This is a genomic window from Sharpea porci, assembly GCF_009695655.1.
GTDB classification, from domain to species: Bacteria; Bacillota_I; Bacilli_A; order Erysipelotrichales; family Coprobacillaceae; genus Sharpea; species Sharpea porci.
In genome coordinates, this window is the sequence record NZ_VUNM01000014.1 from 1 (window position 1) to 22,476 (window position 22,476).

Genomic DNA, 22,476 nt, shown 5'->3' on the forward strand with positions numbered 1-22,476 from the left:
ACCATATGAGATGGTGTTTTTTTATGCCTGTATATTGCAGAAATCCTCTATCACTCATGGAATCGAAGATGAAAAAGAGATCTGCTTAGCAGACCTCAAAATATTTAGTTATTTCGGGACATTCCCTTTTTTCATTTAATGATGTTTTTTACGTATACTTAGCACAATCATACCACATAGAGATACCAATAATGCCCATACAAAAATCATAATTGGTGTTGTATCAGCCGTGTTAACTGATGATGCTTTTTGTATATTCTTTTTCGTATTTGTCTTTGTATTTGAGATATTCTTGTTATCTTGAGCTTTAAGTGAATGTGCTTCGTTCTTAACATCAGAATGATTCTCTTTTTTGACTTTACCTAAGGCATCAAATGACTGATTAAGGGCTTTTAATGCAGCATCAATATCTTCTTGTGAACTTGTCTTATTTAAAATATCCTTTGCCGCTTTTAATGAATCCTGTAAAGCTGAATATGAGGCTGGTGTGTAGTCTTCTTGATGAAGCGGTTCTAATTGCGCTACTCTTGTCTTAAGAGCCTCATTAGAAATTGTTCTTGCAGGATAAGTCAAGCCAAAACCACGTTTATAAACGATATCATTTGTATAGGAATCCTTATCAGAATCAAACTTGAAAACATTAACTGGAAGTTTTCCTGTAGCGCCATAAGTCCCCAAAGCGACTTCAACGCCAGCAATAATATTAGGCCCATAAGCCGCCTTCGAAGAAGTTACACCGCCAACTATCGCTTCTGTTGGATCAACTGACGATCCAGCATCTCCATAAACCGCTAACAGAGCATCAGCATCTGGATAAAGCTGTACATCATATGGTAAATGCACTGACATAACAATTGATTTTTTATTATTCTCTTTACAATATTGAGTAATATTCTTCACAGCTAAAGAACGCCAGTTTTTATAGGCTGTATCAGATGAACCATAAACTTCTGAATTAATAATCACAGTATCAGCCCAATCAAGATTATTCTTTACATAATCGACATCACTATGTCCCATGAAATATTGTGATTTTACCATTGCTCCATCAGGAATAAGTCCAGCACTCTTTGCTCTATTATAGCCCATCAACATCTGTGCTACTTCATTCTCATAAGGTGTCAGCATTAATATTTTACTATTCTTTTGGACATGCAATGGCAAGATATTATTATTGTTCTTAACAACTGTAACAGCTTTAGCAGTGATATCTCTTTCTTTTGCTCTATTTGCATCACTGCCTACTGTCGCAAGAGCATGTTCTAATGAATATTGATTTGGATTAAAGTCTAGAATGCCTTTATTTTCTTTGAGTGTAAGAATTCTTCTAACACCATCATTAAGGCGAGATTCTGAAATTTCACCATCCTGGACAGCTTTTTCAATACCATTGATAATAGCATCTAAATTATTAAGATCCGCTTTACTCTTTAATTCACAAGGCATACATAACATATCAACACCCGCATTAATTGCCAACTGAGCAGCTTGTACTTGATCAAATGTATTCGAAATACCTTTCATGTTCATTGCATCGGTCACTACAACACCTTTAAAGCCTAATTCATCTTTTAATAAGTCTGTAATGATCTTATGTGATAATGTGGATGGTAATTTTTCTTGTTGACCTGTCTTGTTAGAATAGACTGTTGAATTATCAAGCTGTGGATAAAGAATATGTGCTGACATAATCATATCAATGCCCTCATTAATAGCGACTTTATATGGCATCAATTCATTCTTCAATAACATATCCTTATCTTTATTGACAACAGGTAATCCATAATGGGAATCTGTAGCGACATCACCATGGCCAGGAAAGTGTTTGACACATCCAATCACATGATATTTTGCGAGTCCCTTAATTTCAGCCGCAGCCATATGCCCTACCTGGATGGGATCATCACCATAAGAACGCAAGCCAATAACTGGATTGGCTGGATTATTATTAACATCAACAACAGGGGCTAAATCTGTATTAATACCAAGTGAACTCAATTCACTTCCAATAATTTCTCCAGCTATTTGTGCATTATAACTATCATTTGTTGCTCCTAAGGCCATATTGCCAGGTAATGCAGTTCCTGATCCAAGACGATAGACCGAACCACCCTCCTGGTCTGTACTGATCAACAATGGAATACCAGCATCTTTTGTTGCTGCAGCCTGCAATGCCATTGATAACTCATAGCTTTGTTTCGTTTCTTTGATATTATTCGCAAATAATATTACTGAACCAAAATCATAATCTTCTACTATTTTTTGAACTTCTGCATTCATTTGTGTGAAATCAGATGCTTTACTTTCACCATCTTGTTGCCATTTTCTAAAATCAACCATCATCATCTGTGTTATTTTCTGTCTTAATGTCATTTGTGATAGCAGCTGATCCACACGCGTATTGCTTGCGCAAACCAGTGATCCAGACATCATAAAAACAACGACAAAAGAGATTATTGATGTGACTATTTTTGTTGCTTTTCCTTTCATTGCCTTCCCTCCGTAAGATGCACTTGTTGTCTAGACTTGAAGTACAACATGATTGTATCAAATATTTTCATAAAATGAAAGCCTTTTCGTAATATTATTTCATATATTTTATATTTTTATTGAAATTGTATTACATATATAACCAATAAAAAAACCTAGTGCTTCTGATATGATCCCCTAAAGGTAGACAGTACAAATACACAAAATGTACTGCCCTGCTTTTAGGGGGTTTTATTATGGGAAGAAAAGCAAAATATACATTTGAGCAGAAACTGAAAGCTGTACAGGACTATCTATCAGGAAAGAAATCAGCTGCTGAGATCGCATCAGAATTAGATATGGGGAAATATGGTGGCAATAGAATACGTGAATGGGCGAGTCTCTATGAAGCCAATGGGACAGAAGCTCTCAGTCCTAAGGAAAGAAATTCATCTTACTCAAAAGAATTCAAAGAACAGGTAGTTCAGGATTACGTACAGAACGGACTGTCACCGTACGAACTGGCAACAAAATACAATATTCCCAGTAAAACAGTCATCATTCAATGGATCAAAAGGTATAATAACCATATAGAACAGAGGGATTATCATCCCCATCCGGAGGTCTATATGGCAGAAAGAAAGAAAACAACGAAAGAAGAACGAATGGAGATCGTTCAGTACTGCATCAATCATGATCGCAATTACAAAGAAACAGCCGCAAAATATGGCTGCAGCTATTCTCAGGTCTATTCATGGGTCCGCAAATATGACAGACAGGGAACAGATGGCCTGAATGACAACCGTGGCCATCGCAAGGCGGAAGAAGACCTTACTGACAAGGAAAAGCTGGAAAGAGAAAACAAACGACTGAAGGAAGAACTGAGACGAAAAGAAATAGAGGTCAAGTTCTTAAAAAAAACTCAGCGAATTAGGGAGGGGGCGATAGAGAATGCGCCGAAGATTGCCCGGCCAGCATTGCGTCATAGGGGGAAGATACAGATTTATGAATCAATTCAAACAACGAGCAGTGATGAGCGATGTTCCATACAGTATCTGTGTCAGCTGGCTGGAATATCCAGGGCATCCTATTATAAATGGATCCATCGCAAGCCATCCAGAGTGGATATCGAGGACGCAAGGATAGTTCCCCTCATACAGGCCATTGCCGATGAAAACAACAGTTTGTTTGGCTATCAGAAGATGACCTATGCGCTCAATAATAACAGCGATATGAAGTATAATCGTAAGCGTATCTATCGCATCATGGCCATCAATGGCATAGAATCTCATTTCCGTATTGACCAGCGTCATTCCACTTACAGGAAATCAACACCACAGGAAACGAAGGATAACGTACTGGATCGTGATTTCAATGCCGAAGCACCTAATCTGAAATGGGGCACAGATATAACCGAACTGAAATACGCCGGTGATAAATTATATATCAGCACGATCCTTGACCTGTATGATCGATATCCTGTTGGCGTCGTCGTCGGCAGAAGAAACGATACCAAGCTGGTCAATGACACATACTTCATGGCCATCACCTTGAATCAGGGCGCCACTTTGCTCCTGCACAGCGACAGAGGATTCCAATACACACGCAAGGGATTTTCCAGGATGCTTGAGAATGACGGACTGACACAATCCATGTCACGGGTTGGCCACTGTATCGATAACGGACCAGTAGAATCCTTTCAGGGATTCATCAAGGATATGGCTAAGGTTTTGTTTGGCAAGGCACATACATATGAAGAAGCTGCAGAGATCATATACCGGACATATGAATACTATATCTACAGATATCCACAGAAACGTTTTCACGGGAAGACTGCGTATCAGGTAAGACAGGAAGCACTGGCCGCAGATACACCGGAACAGTATCCAATTGCACCAAACAGAAGAATAGAACGATTCTGGGAAAAGATTGAGAAAAGCAAAGCAAAACAGCAAGTGCAATTACAACAATAAAAAACAAGGCCAAATCTGATTGACCTTGCTTAGTAGTTATTTTGAATATTTCCACTGTCTACTTGACAGGGGTCATATCATTCCACACTAGGTTTATGCTTTATTTATTTAATGCTTTCTTTTCTACTTCTTCATTTAATAAAGCAACAAATTCATCAAATGGTACTGTCGTCTGTTCAGTATGACCATATTGTCTGTAAGTTACAGTGCCTTCATCACGTTCATTATTACCAAGAACTAATTCATAAGGAATCTTATGCATCTGAGCTTCACGAATACGATAGCCAAGCTTTTCATCACGGTTATCTAACTGAACTCTGAAATGTGCTTTTCTAAGTTTCTTGACAACTTCCTTTGCATATTCTTCATGATATTCGTTCTTAACAGGTAAGACAACAACCTGCTTAGGTGCTAACCATAATGGCAGTACACCCTTTGTTTCTTCAAGCAAGAAGGCAATGAAACGATCCAATGAACCAAGAATAGCACGATGAATAACGACTGGTCTTACCTTTTCACCATTTTCATCAACATAAGTTAATTCAAAGCGTTCAGGTAATTGGTAATCAAGCTGAATTGTTGAAAGGGTAACATCATGACCTAATGCACTCTTAACCTGTACATCCAACTTAGGGCCATAGAAAGCAGCTTCACCTTTTGCTTCATAGTATTTAACACCCATATCATTTAAGACAGCACGTAATTCATTTTCTGACTTTTCCCAAAGTTCATCATTACCAAAATACTTTTCAGTATCTTCAGGATCTCTTAATGATAATCTGAATTCATAATCAGTAAAGCCAAAGTCTTTATAGACATCAAGAATAAGCTTTGAAACTTCTTTAAATTCCTGAGCAATCTGATCTGGTCTTAAGAAGATATGTGAGTCATTCTGAGTGAAGGCTCTTGCACGTTCAATACCTGTTAAAGCACCACTTGCTTCAAAACGGAAGTCATTCGCAATTTCAGCCATTCTGATTGGTAGATCACGATAAGAATGTAATTGTGATTTATAGATCATCATATGTTCTGGACAGTTCATTGGACGAAGGACATAGGCTTCATCATCCATTTCCATAGCTGGGAACATATCATCTTTATAATGATCCCAGTGACCTGAAGTCTTATATAAAGCAACATTGGCAACTGATGGTGTCATGACATGTTCATAGCCTAAATCTAATTCCTTATCCATGATATAGTCTGAAAGAATACGTCTTACTGTGAAACCATTTGGTAACCACATTGGTAAACCTCTACCAACCAAGTCAGCAAACATAAAGATACCAAGTTCTTTACCTAACTTACGATGATCTCTTTCTTTTGCTTCTTCTAACAAAGCAAGATGTTCATCAAGTTCTTCTTTTGTAGGGAAGCAAACACCATAGATACGCTGTAAGACTTTGTTGTTTTTATCACCTTTCCAGTAGGCACCAGAATGCTTTAAAAGCTTAAAGTTCTTACATTTCTTAACTGTATCAACATGAGGACCACGACATAAATCAGTAAAGTCGCCCTGTGAATATGTTGAAATAACAGTACCTTCTGGCATATTGCTGATGAGGTCTACTTTATATTCATCATCTGCAAACTCTTTTAAAGCTTCTTCTCGGCTGACTTCATGACGAACAATACGCTTGCCATCTTTACAGATTTTTTTCATTTCTTTTTCAATCTTAGGTAAATCATCATCAGTAATAGTCTGATCACCTAAGTCAATATCGTAATAGAATCCTTCTTCAACAACAGGACCTACCCAGAACTTAGCCTGTGGATAGAGATGCTTAACTGCCTGTGCCATAACATGTGCACATGAATGATTCAAAGTATTTAATTCAACATCATTTACAAAATCTCTCATTTTCTTTCTCCTTCAATAAAAAAGAAGCTATCGTCAAGGACGAAAGCTTCGTGGTACCACCTTTATTACTTCTCTTCACTTCATAACGTCTGTGAACCGGTTTTTCTTTCGAAATCAGCTATTAGGGAGTACCACCTATACTATGTAGAAGTTTTCACCAACCACTTCTTCTCTAAGCCAATGATATAAGTGACATATCCTAAATGATTGCCTTTAGATTACGGCTCCATTTTCCTACAAACAAACTACTTTGTCAATGCCTGAATCAAAAAAAGAGACTGCATTTTGCAGCCTCTTACTAAGTAGATTTGCGAAATTATTTAACTGTTACTAATTCAAGATAGTTAGTCTGACCAGTAACACCTGGAGTACCACCAGTTACTAATACTTTTTCACCAGCAGCAACGCCAACTTCTTTAGCAACAACCTGTGCTAAGTTGACTAAGCCTTCCTTAGACTTCATTTCCTTAACTAATACTGGTTTAACACCCCAGTTAAGAGCTAAGCCTCTTACAGTCTTTAAGTAAGGAGTAGCAGCGATTACTGGACATTCAGGTCTATATCTAGATACACGCTTAGCAGTTCCACCTGTTTCAGTGAAAGCGATGATAGCAGCAACTTTGAAGTTGTTTGCAATCTGAGCAACTGACATACAGATAGCTTCTGAAGTGTTGTCATCTGAAGTACGGATGGCCTGTCTTAATAAATGACCATAATCTAACTGTTCTTCAGTCTTTCTAGCAATCTTGCTCATGTATAATACTGCTTCTTCAGGATATTTACCCTGTGCAGATTCACCTGATAACATGATTGCATCAGTACCATCATAAATAGCATTAGCTACGTCAGAAACTTCTGCTCTTGTTGGTCTTGGGTTTTCCTGCATAGATTCAAGCATCTGAGTTGCAGTAATAACGATCTTACCAGCAGCATTACATTTCTTGATTAATGACTTCTGAATACCTGGAACATCTTCAGCAGGAACTTCTACACCTAAGTCACCACGTGCTACCATGATACCATCAGCAACTTCGATGATACCATCCATATTTTCAACACCTTCAACGTTTTCAATCTTAGCTAAGACTTTAACATCAGGTTTACCATTTTCAACTAATAACTTCTTGATATCTAAGATATCCTGAGGTCTTCTTACGAATGAAGCAGCGATGAAATCGATATCCTGTTCACAACCAAATGTGATATCAGATTTATCTTTATCAGATAAGAATTCGAATTCAAGGATTGCACCTGGTACGTTAATACCACGTTTATTCTTAACTTTACCATCGTTAGCAGCAACAGTGTAGATATCACCATTTTCATCAACATGGTCTACAAGTAATGCTACCTGACCATCATTAACTAAGATGAAACCACCTGGCTTAACATCCTGATATAAGTTCTTGTAAGATACAGTGAAACGATCAGAAGTACCTTCGATATCTTCTCTAGTGATTACTGAAACCTGACCCTTTTTGAATTCTGTAGTACCACCTACGAAATTACCAGTTCTGATTTCAGGACCCTTTGTGTCAAGCATGATAGCAACATTAGTACCAAGTTCTTCGTTGACTTCTCTTAACTTCTGCATTTTAGCAGCATGTTCTTCATGGTCACCATGAGAGAAGTTACAACGCATAACATTCATGCCAGCCTTAATTAACTTCTTCAACATTTCCTTGTTGTCAGAAGCTGGACCGATTGTACAAACGATTTTAGTTTTTTTCATTTTTTCTTTTTGCATCTACTTAATCCCCCTGTGTCTTCTAGACACCGCTATTATCATACACAATTTTCAGCAACTTTCAAGATAGAATACCTAAAAATTAACGAAGCTTTAAGACATCTTCATATAATTCTTCAGGAACATCACGTTTAGAGTCAAATAATGTCAACATTGGTACTTCAGTAATGACACCACCCTGTTCACAGATGGCAAGACCACCTTTACCCTGTTCAAGTAATTCAACAGCACGTACGCCCATGCGGCTTGCAAGAACACGGTCATTAGCACTTGGACGTCCACCACGCTGTAAGTGGCCTAAAACGTTAGCTCTTGTTTCAAAGCCAGTAGCCGCTTCAATACGCTTAGCTAACTCATTTACATCAGTGACATGTTCTGTAATAACAACAATCGCATGCTTCTTGTCACCAGCTTTAGACTGACGTAATCTTTCGATCACTTTTTCTTCATCAAAGCCAGTTTCGCTTGTAATAACGATTTCCGCACCACATGCAAGACCAGCATTAACAGCTAAATCCCCACAAGTACGACCCATAACTTCAAGAATAGTACATCTCTGATGTGAACCAGAAGTATCTCTTAAACGATCCAATGCTTCAACAATTGTATTTAATGCAGTATCAAAGCCAATTGTATGATCAGTAAGTGGAATATCATTATCGATTGTACCTGGAATACCAATACAGTTTACGCCTAGTTTTGTAAGTTCTAGTGCGCCATGATAACTACCATCCCCACCAATAACAACAAGAGCTTCCATTCCAACAGATTTCATCTGTTCAATAGCTTCTAATCTTGTCTGTGGATTTTTGAATTCAGGGAATCTTGCAGATTTCAAGATTGTCCCACCAATATTGATGATGTTACGTGTTGAATGTCTGTTGAATTTGTAGAACTGACCTTCATGTAATCCCTTATATCCAAGCATGACGCCATAGACGTCAATCCCCTTATTAAGGCAAGTACGCGCAACAGCACGAACAGCAGCATTCATGCCAGGTGCGTCACCGCCAGATGTCAAAACACCAATACTTTTTACCATTTTATTCACCTCGTACATAAAATCTCTAAAAACATATTAACACAATTATATTTCAATGAGAATTATTTCTAATTTGATTTCCAAACTTTTAATAAAATTAACGACAGGAATACAACATGTGTAAATATTCTCATTAATATGTTCTATTTATACTCCTAAATGTATAGAAAAAGCAACAAATTTCTTTGTTGCCTGAAAATTAAGCTGGCTCGTTTAAGGCATCCTGTGCTTCACCCAGGGCATGGAATGAATTCAAATTCACCTTCCCTGAAACAGCCTCAAGAATATTCATTAAGTTAGCAGCAATACGATCAATATTAGATATAATTTCTGTATAAGAAAGAGTTAATTTGTCATTACATTCACCCTTAGCTACACGTTTCAAGTGATCCTTTAAGAGGCCTGCATTTTTACGTGTCAATTGTTCCTTTCGTTCCATCAAGCGATGAATACCTTCCGTATCACCTGTAATAACAACCTGTAAAACATCATAATAAAGCTTATAGACATCTTCAAGCATGACTTTAAGATCACTCTTAGCGACTGATGAATAATGTAAGCCATTTTCTAAATCTTCATCCGCAATTTCCTCTAACGCATGAATAAGATGGCGAATACGATCAATTTCATTCAGGATATACATAATACCCGCAGAACGAGAAGCCTGTTCCTCAATCAGTGAGCCATTGGAATATAGATTGGCAAGATAATCGAGAATCTGTTTATAGATATTCTTACTGTTATTCGCTTTTTCATCAATCTTCTTACGCAAGGCATCATTCTTGCCTCTAAAGACACCTGGTAATTCCACAAGCATCTCCCCTACAATATTTGCGACATTCATGCTTTCTTCAGCCACTAACTGCAATGCTGCGGCAGGCTGATTTAAGACTTTGTTGTCAAGATAAAGTGGTGCATTGGGATTGATAGCTTTATCAACATTGGACTCAGGTATGATCTTCATGACAATCTTCACCATTAACCAAACTAATGGTGTCCAGATAATCGTCATTGTGAGGTTGAAGCCCGTATGGGCATTAGCAATTTGTCTTGAGATGACCTGGAGTTCAGGACCATGCGTTGAGATAGCTTTAATAAGAGCTGCATATTGTGGAACAAACCAAATAAACAAGAGTGTGCCTGAAAGATTGAATATAGAATGAGCAATAGCCGTACGCTTTGCGTCCTTACTACCACCAATAGAAGCAAGCAAAGCTGTAATTGTAGTACCGATATTGTCACCTAAGAGAACAGGAATCGCGCCTGTTAAACCAATGATGCTATGACCATTAGGGCCTGCCTGCATCGCAAAATTCTGCAAAACGGCAATTGTAGCTGAAGAAGACTGTACAACAAGTGTCATGCACAAACCAACAAGCACGCCTAAAACAGGTATATCTGCAACCTTCTCTAAAGCATGGATAAAGATAGGTGATGAAGCTAATGGCTTCATGACTGTTGACATTGTTTCAATTCCCAAGAAAAGTAGACCAAACGACAAGATGACCATCCCAATGCTCTTTGTCTTTTCTTTCTTCGCAATAAAATTCACTAAGAAGCCAATAAAGATAATAGGATAAATATAATCGCCAATATCAAAGGCAATCAGCTGGGCTGTCATTGTTGTACCAATATTGGCCCCAAAGATCACCGAAATAGCTTGAGGCAATGACATCAAGCCAGCACTGACAAAGCCAATGGCCATAACGGTTGTTGCGGAAGATGACTGTAGGACAGCTGTGACAAGGGCCCCGGCAAGAACACCTTTCACTGGGTTGCTTGTCAGCATGGATAATATTTTCTTCATTCTCTCTCCGGCAGCCTTTTGTAAAGATTCACTCATTTGATTCATACCAAACAAGAAAATCGCTAGACCTCCTGTTAAACCGAAGATGATTTTTAATGTTTCGCTCATATCGATAACTCCTTCAAACAAAATCTTTTTTGTTCAAGTAAAGAGTAATATGATTCACTTGTTTCTTATATCTCGCTTTGTTAAGAGAGAGTTATGCTTATGTAAACATTGTTAAGTTTATGTTAATTCTTAAAAAGAACTTTCTTAATCACTTAACACTCTTTACATAAATAAAAGAAGAGTTTAACTAAAAACTCTTCTTATTACACCAAAGATAATCGAAGTAAAGTTTGTTTTGTTTTTCCCAATCCGCTTCACAATGTTTACCATTTTTCTGAATATAGATGGCTGTCTCAACACCTTTTTCTTCCAGTAGTTTTGTCACTTTCTTAGCACTTCTTGCCATCACTGTAGCATAGATATTCTTAACAGGCAGACTGCTTGCTTCCTTTTCACCAATTGAAAGATAGACGCGCGTATTGGCATCAATTGCATGGCCTTCAATATCCGCACACAGATTTTTAATACCTGGGCCGATAGCCGAAGAAAGACAACCAGCCTTAGAAAAGATATCATTGTGGGCAATTACGCCATAAAGTGCCATGAGTCCGCCCATTGAACTGCCGCAAAGACCTGTTGCTTCACGATGCGCATAGGTCGGAAAACGGGCATCAATCATCGGCTTAAGCGTATTAACCATCCAGTCAAGTGTTTCCTTCCCTCTTCCATGCAAGTCTCCCCAGAACTTGCCTTGATAATGATATGGACAATATTCTACCAATCTTTCATTACCGACATGACTGCATTCTAATCCCACAACAATAAATTCCTTATTGTAGTGATCCAAGAATGTCTTCAATCCCCAGCTCTTTCCATATGTGGCATCACTGTCAAAGAAAAGATTATGGCCATCAAAATAATACATCACTGGATATCTCTTATCACTTGTCTGATAATCATCAGGCAAATAAATATGTAACCCACGTTCACTTTGGGCTGGTGTAAAATAGATTTTTTCTTTTAGAATCATTTTGTTTCCCCCGTTGCTTTAATTATACATTCTTTCCTTTTGAAAAACATAAAAATCCTTATTTTTCATCCCCTCACTTAACATAATATGACCATCATTTAAAAGCCAGATAGCTTCAACATCATCTAATGAAGCAATAAGCTTTTGACCATCTTCATAGCTCATCAAGAAGAGTGCACTACTCAAATAATCAGCTAAACCAGAATCTTTTGTAATAATCGTCACCGAACGCATATAGTGTGCAGGATAACTTGTCCGTGGGTCAATAAGATGACAATAGCGATTGCCCTGTGCATCCAAGAAATAGCGTTCATAATCACCACTTGTCACAACAGCCTTATTATCAGCAACAAGAACAGCTTCATAGTCACTCTTTGTTGAGGCATAGTTGCCATCCTTTGGACTCGCAATACCAATACAATAGTGAGATTGGCAGGCTTTGTAGTCAGCCTCTTCACTTGCGACAAGTCGCTGACCAACACCAACAACATTACCGCCCCCATTCAACAAGAAGGACTTGACGCCTTGTTTGATTAAACCCTGCTTTATTTTTTCCATTGTATAGCCTTTAGCTACCGCTCCTAGATCAAGTGCCATCTCCGGATCTTCTAAATAGACACTGCGCCTTTTTTCATCGAGTATCACCTGATTGATATTGGTATGCCCACTTGCTTTTTCTAGTTCCTCTTTACTTGGTGGCTGACCAATATTTTTATGCTTACTTGCCTGCTCTCTCGCCTCATGCCAAAGCGTGAGCACACTGCCATAGGCAATATTCACCTGTGGTGATATGTTTTGATAGCGTTCTTTGGAGAGCTTTAGTAAATCAAATAATTCCTGATCAACAACAACAGCTTTCTTCCCCGCATTCTGATTAATAGTCATGACATTTACTATGGATGGATAAGTATGATAATTATCAAATAGCTTGTCATAATATTGCAGTCTTTTTTCAATATATTGACATTGCTTTTCAAAATCATCTTCTGAAGATGCATATGTTATATAGGTTGTCATTGTATCAAGATAATCAGGAAAGCTCTTGGTATAATATTGTATTTTGTTTGAACAGCCACTTAAGATAAGTGCGCAAATAAGTAAAAATATTCTCTTCATAATCAAAAAAGAACAGCCCTTAGGCATGTTCTTCAATACATCTTTCTATAAGTTTCTTAACATGCATAGCGAGTTCTTCAGAATTCATATCTTTATATTCATCATAGCTGATAGGCTTTAAGAAATGAATCTGACAATGCACTTTTTTCAAAGTGTTACGATCGAGCACTTCATAACAGTTAATATTGGCTACTGGAACAACAGGAACCTTGGCATCCATTGCACTCTTAAAGGAACCACCCTTGAATTCAAGTAACTGATTCCCATTCTTGCTTCTTGTTCCTTCGGGGAAGATCACCCAAGGCATTCCTTCGCCAAGTTCTTTTTTCACCTGACGAATCACCTTGACACTCTGACGCAAATTTTGACGATCAATAGCGAGATAATCCATGCTGTCTAAAGCATCAGCCACAATCTTGATTTTTCTTAATTCTTTCTTATAGACAATCTTAAATGGACGATCGATGGCATAAAAGAGAGCGACAATATCAAACATCCCTTGGTGATTTGGTGTCATCAGGAAGCCTCCCTTTGCAGGAAGATTTTCAACCCCATAGACCTTTAAATCCACATTAGCTCTTTTCACAGCCTTACGAAGTATCTTACGCAAAGTATCAATACGTTCATCAATACTTATTTGATCTTTATATTTTAATTGTTTGTGAATACGATGAAATATCCCTGGAATTTCAAAGAAAAAACGTATCACAATAAAAACTAATCTAATCATAACTATCCTCAATTCCTTCTTTTTAACTATAATCAAAATACCTCTTGAATACAAGAAAAAACGATAAGCATCAGCCTATCGTTCATAGATTTCTAAAGTAAAAGTATCAAAAGGCTTCTTTTTTGAAAGCTTTAAACCACTTTGATCAATATCAGGGAAATATGTATCTCCTACATGCTTACCTGGAATACGACTTAAAAGCATACGATCTGCAACACCTAAAGCCTGCTTATAAATACTTGCCCCACCACAGATCATCAAATCCTCATCGCTATTTTTAAATTCTTCAAATACTTCATCAAGAGAATGACGTACCTCAATGCGATTGTCATCCATTTCTCCTCTTGTGATCACAATTGTATGACGCTTTGGTAATGGTCGTCCAATTGCTTCATAAGTCTTGCGCCCCATAACAAGGGTATGATGAAGTGTTGTTTGTTTGAAATGCTGGAAATCTTCTTTATTGTGCCAAGCCATGCCATTAGCTGAATCACTTGTCCCAATAAGATTGCTTTCATCAACAGCTACAATAATAGTAATCATCTTCTCACCTACACCGCAATGGGGATATTCTTGATTTGAGGACCGTGTTGATAGTCTTCAACAATGAGATCATCCGTTGTAAAGGCATAGAAATCCTTAACATCTGGATTAAGGGTAACATGAGGTGCAGGATATTCTTCTCTCGTCAAGAGTTCCTTGATCATTGGCACATGGCGGTCATAGATATGGGCATCATTGATATAATGCACCATCTCCCCAGGAATCATATCAACACACTGTGCCACCATCATTAATAAAATGGCATACTGGCAGACATTCCAGTTATTGGCAGCAAGAATATCCTGAGAGCGCTGAATAACGGACATATTGAGCACATTGGCACCATGCTCATCTTTTGTGACATTATACATCACTAAGAAACAACAAGGCTCTAAGTGACCACCATCAAGATATTGGGGAATATACATATTGGTCATAATACGTCTTGAATAAGGGTTGCGCTTAAGTTCTTTCAAGACAAAGTCCATCTGATCAATCATTTCCCCTTTACGCATATCTTCTTGACCTATGACATAGCCATAACATGTTCCAATGCTGCCATTTTCATCAGCCCATTCATCCCATATATGGGAATGCAGATCTTTAATATTGTTGCTTTTCTTTTGGTAGATCCAAAGAATTTCATCCATGGCACTCTTTAAAGCAGTTCGTCTTAAGGTCAAAGCGGGGAATTCTTTCCGTAAGTCATAGCGATTGACAACACCGAATTGTTTAATCGTATAAGCCTTTTCGCCTGTATCTTCCCAGATTGGTCTAACAATCTCATCTTTTGTATCCGTGCCTTTTTCTAAGACATCCTGGCACATTTTCTTGAATACCTGATCGGCATAACTCATGCATCTTCCTCCTTCATCACATCAATAATCTTCTGACAGATGTCTTCAAGTGTCCCATCATTAATCAAATGATAATCACAGCTTTGCATATAAAGTGCACGACGTTCCCGGTCTAAGTCATAAAGCTTTTGAGCTCCATCTTTAAGCAATGGCCTTGATGATGTATCCACATCACTAACAATCTGATCAAGTGGACGATCAATGTAGAAGATAATGCCATTCTTCTTCAAATAAGCTATATTCTCAGGACGCTTAATCACACCTCCACCTGTTGAGATGATGGTCTGACTTTGTGTACTCATGTCCTTACAGCATGCACTCTCATGATCACGAAAATAGTCCTCAGAAATCTTAAACATATCCGATATGCGCATCTCATATTTCTTTTCAAGATATTCATCCATGTCAATAAAAGGCCTATTGAGATCAATACTGAGCTTTTTACCAATGGTTGTCTTACCAGCCCCCATAATACCAATTAACACAATATTTTTCATGCAATCTTCCTTTCATAATTACCAATCAATCTAAATGTATAGGTACATGCCCTTAATTCATCAATCGTCCTAACAACATTAGGATCATGTAAACTGCCATCAAAATCCAGATAGAAGTAATATTCCCATGGTGATGACTGAATCGGACGTGATTCAATACGAACCATATTGATTTGATGATCTTTGATAATCTGTAAGACTTCATACAGTGCCCCTACTTCATGTCTTAACGTGAAGACTGTAGAAATACGTGAAGCTTGCTTGCTTGATTCAAGATTATGACCAATGACAATAAAACGAGTATGATTGCTTTTATCATTATGAATATCGGATGCAAGAACATCCAAGCCATAAAGCTCTGCAGCCTTCTTACTTGCGATTGCCCCAATATGTTTATTATTGAGATGGCTGACATAGCTTGCTGCCATTGCTGTATTAGGATATGGTTCCTTGGCAATATGATGCTTGGCTAAAAACTGGGATGTCTGAAGCAAGCCCTGAGAATGGGAATAGACTGTCTGAATATCATCGATTGTACTTCCGGGAATACCAAGAAGATTTTGGGAGACGGATAAAGATAATTCTCCTACAATATAGAATCCATAATCATTAATAAAGTCATAATTATCATTAATTGCCCCAGTTGTTGAATTCTCTAGAGGCAGAATACCATAATCAATTTCATGTGCTTTAAGAGCCTTAAAGACATCTTCAAAATGGGGATAATTAACCTTAAAAGCTACACGATCACCAAAATAGCTTTCCATCGCCTCATAGGAGAAGGAGCCTGGTACACCCTGATAGCCCACGATCAGATTCTCTTCTTTAGCCGGCTTGAGATCAATGATTTCTCCAGGAAGGAAGGTTGTCTGGTAGCGTTTAGAAAGATTCATATTCTGCAAAACAAAGTTACGCACATAAGGGGCAAGTTTCTTGTCCTGGACACGTTTGAGATTCTTCTCAATAACCTCTGTCTCACGCCCACTCTGGAAAATTTCCATATGATGTGCCATTTTGTATTCAATGACATCTTCACAGATATGCATACGCTCTTCAAAAAGAGCAATCAGTTTCTGGTCGATAGCGTCTATTTCATCACGGCATGTTTTAAGATCCTTCATACGTTCACCTCATCCATAATCGCAATCGCAGCCATGGCTTCAACAACAGAAGGTGCACGCATAGCAATACAAGGATCATGTCTGCCAACAATCGCAAGCTTGGTATTTTCATGTGTCTCAACATTAATCGTATCCTGTTCTAAGGCAATCGATGATGTTGGCTTAATGCCAAGCGTAAATAGAATAGGCATTCCATTTGTAATACCGCCAATAATACCACCATTATGATTTGTCTTTGTCTTGACAATCTCACCATCATAATAATAAGCATCATTCGCTTCAGAACCATAATATTGCGTAATATCATCAAGATCACCAAATGAAACTGATTTCACAGCTGGAATTGAAAAGAACAGCGTTGACATTCTTGATTCTAAAGAATCAAAGAAGGGTGAACCAATTCCGGCAGGAACACCTTTAATCATACATTCAATCTTACCACCCACACTATTACGATTCTTTCTAGCGCTAAGAATAAGTTCACGCATTGCTTCAAATTTCTCATCAGAAAGCACCGAGAATTCTTTCTTGGCAAGAGCTTCTAATTGTTCATCAGTGATATTCACACTAAAATGATCATCCTTGATATCCTTAATGGAAAGAACATGGGAATAAATATGAATGCCTTTTGTTGCGAGAATCTGTTTGCAGATAGCCCCTGCAAAGACAATTGGTGCTGTGAGACGTCCAGAGAAATGACCACCGCCACGGACATCATTAAAGCCATGATATTTGATATAAGCAGGATAGTCTGAATGGCCTGGTCGCATCTTGATTTTTAATTCTGAATAGTCGTTGGAATGCTGGGATGTATTATAAATCATACCTAGTAATGGGGCACCTGTTGTTATTCCGTCGATAAGTCCGCTCATGATTTCAACTTCATCGGGTTCTCTACGTGATGTGGCCATTAAAGTCTGCCCAGGGGCACGGCGTGCCATTTCTTTCTTAACAGCTTCCATGTCAATCTTAATGCCTGCAGGCAAATTGCCAATATTAATGCCTAATGCTTTTCCATGAGATTCTCCAAAGATGGAGAGTTCGATATTTCTTCCCCAGTTTGCGCTCATTCCACTTCTCCTCCTAGTTTCACATAATCATTAAAGAATTCTGGATAACTCTTGCTGACACATTCACGATTATCGATGCTAACAGGTTCTTTTGTGACAGTTGCGGCAATAGCTTCCATCATTGCCATACGATGATCATTGTAGCTTGAAAGTCTGACACCCGTTAAATCCTTTCTGCCGACAATAGTGATGGCATCTTCATGCTCTGTAACATCCACATTCATTGCCTTCAGCTCTTCACAAATGGCATGTAATCGATCGCATTCCTTAATGCGTAAACGACGGGCATTTGTGATATGACTTGTACCTTCTGCCAAGGCCATGGCCAAAGAAAGCACAGGGATGACATCTGGACAATTGGAAGCATCGACATCCGTTGCAACAAGCTGATCTGCTGTCATCTTATAGCCTTCTTCTGTTTGAATAAGCTTTCCACCCATGCGTTCAAGGATCTCCACAATGGCTTTATCACCCTGATGGGTCTCCATATTGAGATTGGTAATCGTAATATCATTGCCTAATACATCAGCCACAAGATAGAAAGCTGCCTGTGAGAAGTCTCCTTCAACACTGCTCTTTTGTGCTTGATAGACCTGATGCCCAGGTACATGATAGCCTTCTTCTGTTTGTTCTATCTGAATACCATATTCTTTTAGAACATCCAATGTCAGATCAATATAACCAGAGGATTCTAAAGGACTTGTTACAATAATATCGCTATCCCCTTCTAAACGTGGCAGGGCAAATAACAAGCCAGTGATAAACTGACTGCTGACATCTCCAGGTACTTCAAAGCGCCCTGGCTTAAGATGCCCCATAAGATAAAGATCAAGAGCATTCTCACGATAAAGATAGACAACTTTTTGTGAATCAAAGATTTTATAATAGACATCAAGTGGTCGACTGCCAAGTTTCCCCTGACCAGTAAAATGCACATAGTTATCATGAATAAGGGAAATAGGAATTAAAAAGCGTAATGTAGAACCAGATTCATGGCAATCAATATGAGCATTACTTAAACCATTCGTAAGAGCTCCCGTAATATAGAGCTTACCATCTTCTTCTTTAATTAATGCACCAAGAGCTTTCATGCCTTCAATTGTTGCAGTAATATCATCACTCATGGATACATTAGAAATAATGGATTGTCCTGGAGCGAGAGAAGCCGCAATGATTTCTCGATGGGCTAATGATTTACTTGTGGGTACAGCAATCGTACCTTTGAGTTTTTTAGGTTGGATCGTGATTGATGACATTTTACATCTCCTCTACTTCTAGAATCATTTTGGCATCATGTCTTAAGATGGCACTTTCGCCAATCTTGTTTAATACCACAAAAGCAAAAGTATTATCAATATTCTTCTTATCATGGCTAATAGCTTCAAGCAAGTCCTTGGACTTAAGGCCACAATGCGTAGGCAAGCCATAATGTTCAAGAGCTTCGATAATGCGCTGAGTTGTACCTGGGGCACTGATACCTCTTTGTTCGCTAATTCTTGTAATATCCACCATGCCTACTGCAACCGCCTCACCATGACTATAGTGCTCATAGTGATAGTACTGTTCAATAGCATGCCCAATCGTATGTCCAAAATTAAGTGCTAAGCGATCGCCAAAATCAAAAAGATCCTTTTCTACAACATCTCTCTTAATATCTACACATTGATAAATAATATCATCAATATCATGATAGAGTTCCTCAAAATTCTTATAACGCTCTAATTTCTCAAAGAGACTTGCACTCTTTATACAGCCATACTTAATCACTTCACCCATCCCATCACGGATAAAATGATCATCAAGTGTCTTTAATGTCAACGGATCAATAAGTACTAATAAAGGATGCTTAAAAGCTCCCACTAAGTTCTTACCTTCAGGTAAATCAACGGCTACTTTTCCCCCAACAGACGAATCCACCTGAGCAAGCAAGCTTGTTGGAATCTGAACAAACTTTACACCTCTTAAATATGTTGCAGCAACAAAGCCCGCCAAATCACCAACAACACCCCCACCTAGGGCAATAATCATATCACTACGAGTGAGATGTGCCTCAAGCAATTGGGAATAAAGAGATGGTAATATATCAAAACGTTTACTTAATTCACCATGAGGAATCACAATAGATGTCACCTCATAGTCATTGAGACTTGCCACTAAATCTTTACCATAGAGTGGAAAGACGTTATCGTCACTGATTACAGCTATTTTCTTACCTTTATAAAGCTCACCAATATATTGATAGGCTTTACTTAAAATACCTTGTTCTATATATATAGGATAACTATCTTTACCCAAATTCACATTTAATTCCATGAACACCCCTACCTTTCATTGCGTACATTATAGCAAAAACTTCTCTTATTCCAAATAAAAACTCTTCAATATGAAGAGTTAAAAAGCATAGTAGTCTAATAGAAATTGTCGGCCATCATTAATAAAATCATGAAAGAAATCATAGCTGATCTCTATTTCCCGTGAAAGCGCACTATAGTTCAAGACAATATGATCTTGATAATAGAACGCGAGATCATGATCAATCATAATAAAATTACGATAACTAAGCACTTCAGCAATCAATGACGGTGTAACATCAAAATGTTCGCTCTCATCAAAATTTGAGAAACAGACATAATCACATCGCCGTAATTCATTGACAATACTTTGAAACAATTTCGTATTTAAACACTCAATAATAAAAAGATCCCTCATACATAATATCCCTCCACTCTTATTTTATCGATTTGTGACGTCTTTGACTATCTACTATAGTTATCTTTACAATACCAACTATAGATGCCCTTAATCCCTAAGGGTATACTATGATTTAATCGATAAATCTTATATCTTTCCTGCGTATTCTATAAAAAAGACATATGCCAATTCAGCAAAATGGATTTTTTAAAATTGGGAGTTGCTTTTGAAGAATAGTTTATGTATAATGAGTGAGCAACGTAAAGCCCTGGTGGCGAAATTGGTAGACGCAGCAGACTCAAAATCTGCCGGCTTCAAACCCGTGCCGGTTCGAGTCCGGCCCAGGGCACCATCCGTCAATAACGAAGATGTAAATCTTCGTTTTTTTATTTTAATGGAAAATAAAAAACGGTGTTGCCACCGTTTTAACGTTTACAAGCATCAAGAACAAACTTGCCAACAACCAGAATACCTAAACCGGCAAATAATCGCACGACAAGATGTATATGAATAAGAGTTGGTGTAAATGACCAGTAATAGAAAACTTGTCCATATAAGAATGCTCCTACAAATGATGTAATTGCTAATGAGAGAAGCATCTTATTATTCTTCTTTAACGCAAGGACAAAAAGTACAAGGGCTAGTCCAAAGTCGCCAAAGCATAATGCAAAGACAAGATTATAAAGAATGGCATAACCAAGTGTGACATCACGTTTACCTGCTTCTGGCTGAGAAAGCACTTCAAATGCCTTTAAAACACCTGTATTGTTGGTTTCAGTTGGGACTTCAAGCTTCTGATCAGTGATTGCATCACAAGGTAATTCTGTGAAGTTTATATCCTCAATATTCCTAAACAACTGCTTAAATTCATCAATATGATTTGTTGTAATGAAACCTGATAAAGAATATTTTGTCAATAAATCTAAGACATACTCTTTTTCTTGTTCAAGCTTATTTAAATGTAGAGCTGTTGCATAGATTTTCTGTAACTGAAGTGTCTCTTGATCTTTGATCAGATCAAGCTTGCCATCCATATGAATAACATATTCATCCATTGCATTCTTTTGTTCATTGAGTGCACTAAGGGCATCCATATTTGTCCCATGAACAATTTTAGGCATTTCAATTTTCTTGAAATTGAGTGCTCCAAAGATATTATCAATTTCACCAATATCCTTATTTGTCGCAATATAGTAGAGCCAAGTCTCTTTAGCACCTTTCTTAAGGAAATCATAAACAAATGGACGTTCTAAATAATATTTAAGATTATCCATTTGGCTATTCTCTAATGAGCCAAAACGTACAGTAAGATAATTGGCATTCATGAGATCTTCGACATTAATATTTTTGGTTGTACATTTATCAAGGAATCCAATAACATCCTTATTTTCATCCAAGTCATGAATAATATCTTCTTTAATTTTATCTATTTCATCAATCTGAGCATTAATATCATTTAAATACTTCTTTGTGGCATCTAAATCTATTGCTGTATCTGCACATAATTCAGTATTTAAATCTAAATGTAGTCTTTTTGCGGTATCAACAACTTCCCTTTGTAAATCTTCATAGTCTCTTGTAGGCGTAAGTGCATGAACATCTTTAAGTTCATGTGCAAGCTGACTTGAAGGGATAGGATGATAAAACTTTGAATGATCCAAAATATCTAGGACTTCCGTAAGGTTTTCCTTAGGGAAGACAAGGTTAAGAATCTTCGTTTCAATAACTGCCATATGTCTACCTTCCTTCTAAACGTATTCATTTAACTCCACCTTTTTTCAATAGTCAAGCGTAAATATTCTAAATACAATAGATATATATCTATCATATTTTAACAATATATTTATTTGGATAAAGGCAAAAACTATGTATAA

18 protein-coding genes and 1 tRNA gene are annotated in these 22,476 nt (G+C 37.7%); 2 read left to right on the forward strand and 17 right to left on the reverse strand.

Features of this window, described 5'->3' with window-relative positions; translation table 11 throughout:
* Positions 1 to 135: 135 nt before the first annotated feature.
* Entirely contained in the window at positions 136 to 2,490 is a 2,355-nt protein-coding gene (locus FYJ79_RS07020) for a glycoside hydrolase family 3 N-terminal domain-containing protein (protein ID WP_154515989.1), read from the reverse strand.
* Positions 2,491 to 2,726: 236 nt separating this feature from the next.
* On the opposite strand from FYJ79_RS07020, the gene FYJ79_RS07025 reads away from it, so the two are divergent.
* Positions 2,727 to 4,442, forward strand: a complete 1,716-nt coding sequence (locus FYJ79_RS07025; protein ID WP_229771357.1) for an IS3 family transposase — start codon at positions 2,727 to 2,729, stop codon at positions 4,440 to 4,442.
* Between the two features lie 100 nt (positions 4,443 to 4,542).
* Here FYJ79_RS07025 and thrS read toward each other — a convergent pair whose 3' ends face one another.
* The 15 genes from thrS to FYJ79_RS07100 form a co-directional block, all read right to left on the reverse strand.
* Positions 4,543 to 6,303, reverse strand: a complete 1,761-nt coding sequence (gene thrS, locus FYJ79_RS07030) for a threonine--tRNA ligase (protein WP_154515992.1) — start codon at positions 6,301 to 6,303, stop codon at positions 4,543 to 4,545.
* A 316-nt stretch (positions 6,304 to 6,619) separates the two neighbouring features.
* Positions 6,620 to 8,050, reverse strand: a complete 1,431-nt coding sequence (gene pyk, locus FYJ79_RS07035) for a pyruvate kinase (protein WP_154515995.1) — start codon at positions 8,048 to 8,050, stop codon at positions 6,620 to 6,622.
* Between the two features lie 82 nt (positions 8,051 to 8,132).
* Entirely contained in the window at positions 8,133 to 9,092 is a 960-nt protein-coding gene (pfkA, locus tag FYJ79_RS07040; protein ID WP_154515998.1) for a 6-phosphofructokinase, read from the reverse strand.
* 199 nt (positions 9,093 to 9,291) lie between these two features.
* A complete protein-coding gene (locus FYJ79_RS07045) occupies positions 9,292 to 11,007 on the reverse strand; it encodes a Na/Pi cotransporter family protein (protein WP_154516001.1) in 1,716 nt (571 codons plus the stop codon).
* 187 nt (positions 11,008 to 11,194) lie between these two features.
* The gene (locus FYJ79_RS07050; protein ID WP_154516004.1) at positions 11,195 to 11,977 is read right to left on the reverse strand and encodes an alpha/beta hydrolase; all 783 of its coding nucleotides are present in this window, start codon (positions 11,975 to 11,977) and stop codon (positions 11,195 to 11,197) included.
* An 18-nt stretch (positions 11,978 to 11,995) separates the two neighbouring features.
* The gene (locus FYJ79_RS07055; protein WP_229771380.1) at positions 11,996 to 13,093 is read right to left on the reverse strand and encodes an FAD:protein FMN transferase; all 1,098 of its coding nucleotides are present in this window, start codon (positions 13,091 to 13,093) and stop codon (positions 11,996 to 11,998) included.
* Positions 13,094 to 13,112: 19 nt separating this feature from the next.
* Positions 13,113 to 13,823, reverse strand: a complete 711-nt coding sequence (locus FYJ79_RS07060) for a lysophospholipid acyltransferase family protein (protein WP_154516007.1) — start codon at positions 13,821 to 13,823, stop codon at positions 13,113 to 13,115.
* A gap of 75 nt (positions 13,824 to 13,898) precedes the next feature.
* Positions 13,899 to 14,366, reverse strand: a complete 468-nt coding sequence (locus FYJ79_RS07065) for a dihydrofolate reductase (protein WP_154516010.1) — start codon at positions 14,364 to 14,366, stop codon at positions 13,899 to 13,901.
* Positions 14,367 to 14,374: 8 nt separating this feature from the next.
* Positions 14,375 to 15,223 (reverse strand): thymidylate synthase, encoded by an 849-nt coding sequence (gene thyA / locus FYJ79_RS07070; RefSeq protein ID WP_154516013.1) that lies wholly within the window; start codon positions 15,221 to 15,223, stop codon positions 14,375 to 14,377.
* Positions 15,220 to 15,720 (reverse strand): shikimate kinase, encoded by a 501-nt coding sequence (locus FYJ79_RS07075; protein WP_154516016.1) that lies wholly within the window; start codon positions 15,718 to 15,720, stop codon positions 15,220 to 15,222. The genes thyA and FYJ79_RS07075 overlap by 4 nt, the downstream gene beginning before the upstream one ends.
* Positions 15,717 to 16,841 (reverse strand): chorismate mutase, encoded by a 1,125-nt coding sequence (locus tag FYJ79_RS07080; RefSeq protein ID WP_154516019.1) that lies wholly within the window; start codon positions 16,839 to 16,841, stop codon positions 15,717 to 15,719. Before FYJ79_RS07080 ends, FYJ79_RS07075 begins: the two co-directional genes overlap by 4 nt.
* Positions 16,838 to 17,911 (reverse strand): chorismate synthase, encoded by a 1,074-nt coding sequence (gene aroC, locus FYJ79_RS07085; protein WP_154516022.1) that lies wholly within the window; start codon positions 17,909 to 17,911, stop codon positions 16,838 to 16,840. The genes FYJ79_RS07080 and aroC overlap by 4 nt, the downstream gene beginning before the upstream one ends.
* Positions 17,908 to 19,167, reverse strand: a complete 1,260-nt coding sequence (gene aroA / locus FYJ79_RS07090; RefSeq protein WP_154516025.1) for a 3-phosphoshikimate 1-carboxyvinyltransferase — start codon at positions 19,165 to 19,167, stop codon at positions 17,908 to 17,910. Before aroA ends, aroC begins: the two co-directional genes overlap by 4 nt.
* 1 nt (position 19,168) lies before the next feature.
* Positions 19,169 to 20,224: a 3-dehydroquinate synthase gene (gene aroB, locus FYJ79_RS07095; protein WP_154516027.1), complete on the reverse strand. Its 1,056-nt coding sequence runs from the start codon at positions 20,222 to 20,224 to the stop codon at positions 19,169 to 19,171.
* Positions 20,225 to 20,302: 78 nt separating this feature from the next.
* Positions 20,303 to 20,620: a hypothetical protein gene (locus tag FYJ79_RS07100; RefSeq protein WP_154516030.1), complete on the reverse strand. Its 318-nt coding sequence runs from the start codon at positions 20,618 to 20,620 to the stop codon at positions 20,303 to 20,305.
* A 247-nt stretch (positions 20,621 to 20,867) separates the two neighbouring features.
* On the opposite strand from FYJ79_RS07100, the gene FYJ79_RS07105 reads away from it, so the two are divergent.
* Positions 20,868 to 20,954 (forward strand) — tRNA-Leu (locus tag FYJ79_RS07105).
* 73 nt (positions 20,955 to 21,027) lie between these two features.
* Here FYJ79_RS07105 and FYJ79_RS07110 read toward each other — a convergent pair.
* On the reverse strand, positions 21,028 to 22,335 hold the full coding sequence (locus tag FYJ79_RS07110) for a V-type ATP synthase subunit I (RefSeq protein WP_154516033.1): 1,308 nt from the start codon (positions 22,333 to 22,335) through the stop codon (positions 21,028 to 21,030).
* Positions 22,336 to 22,476: the final 141 nt, after the last annotated feature.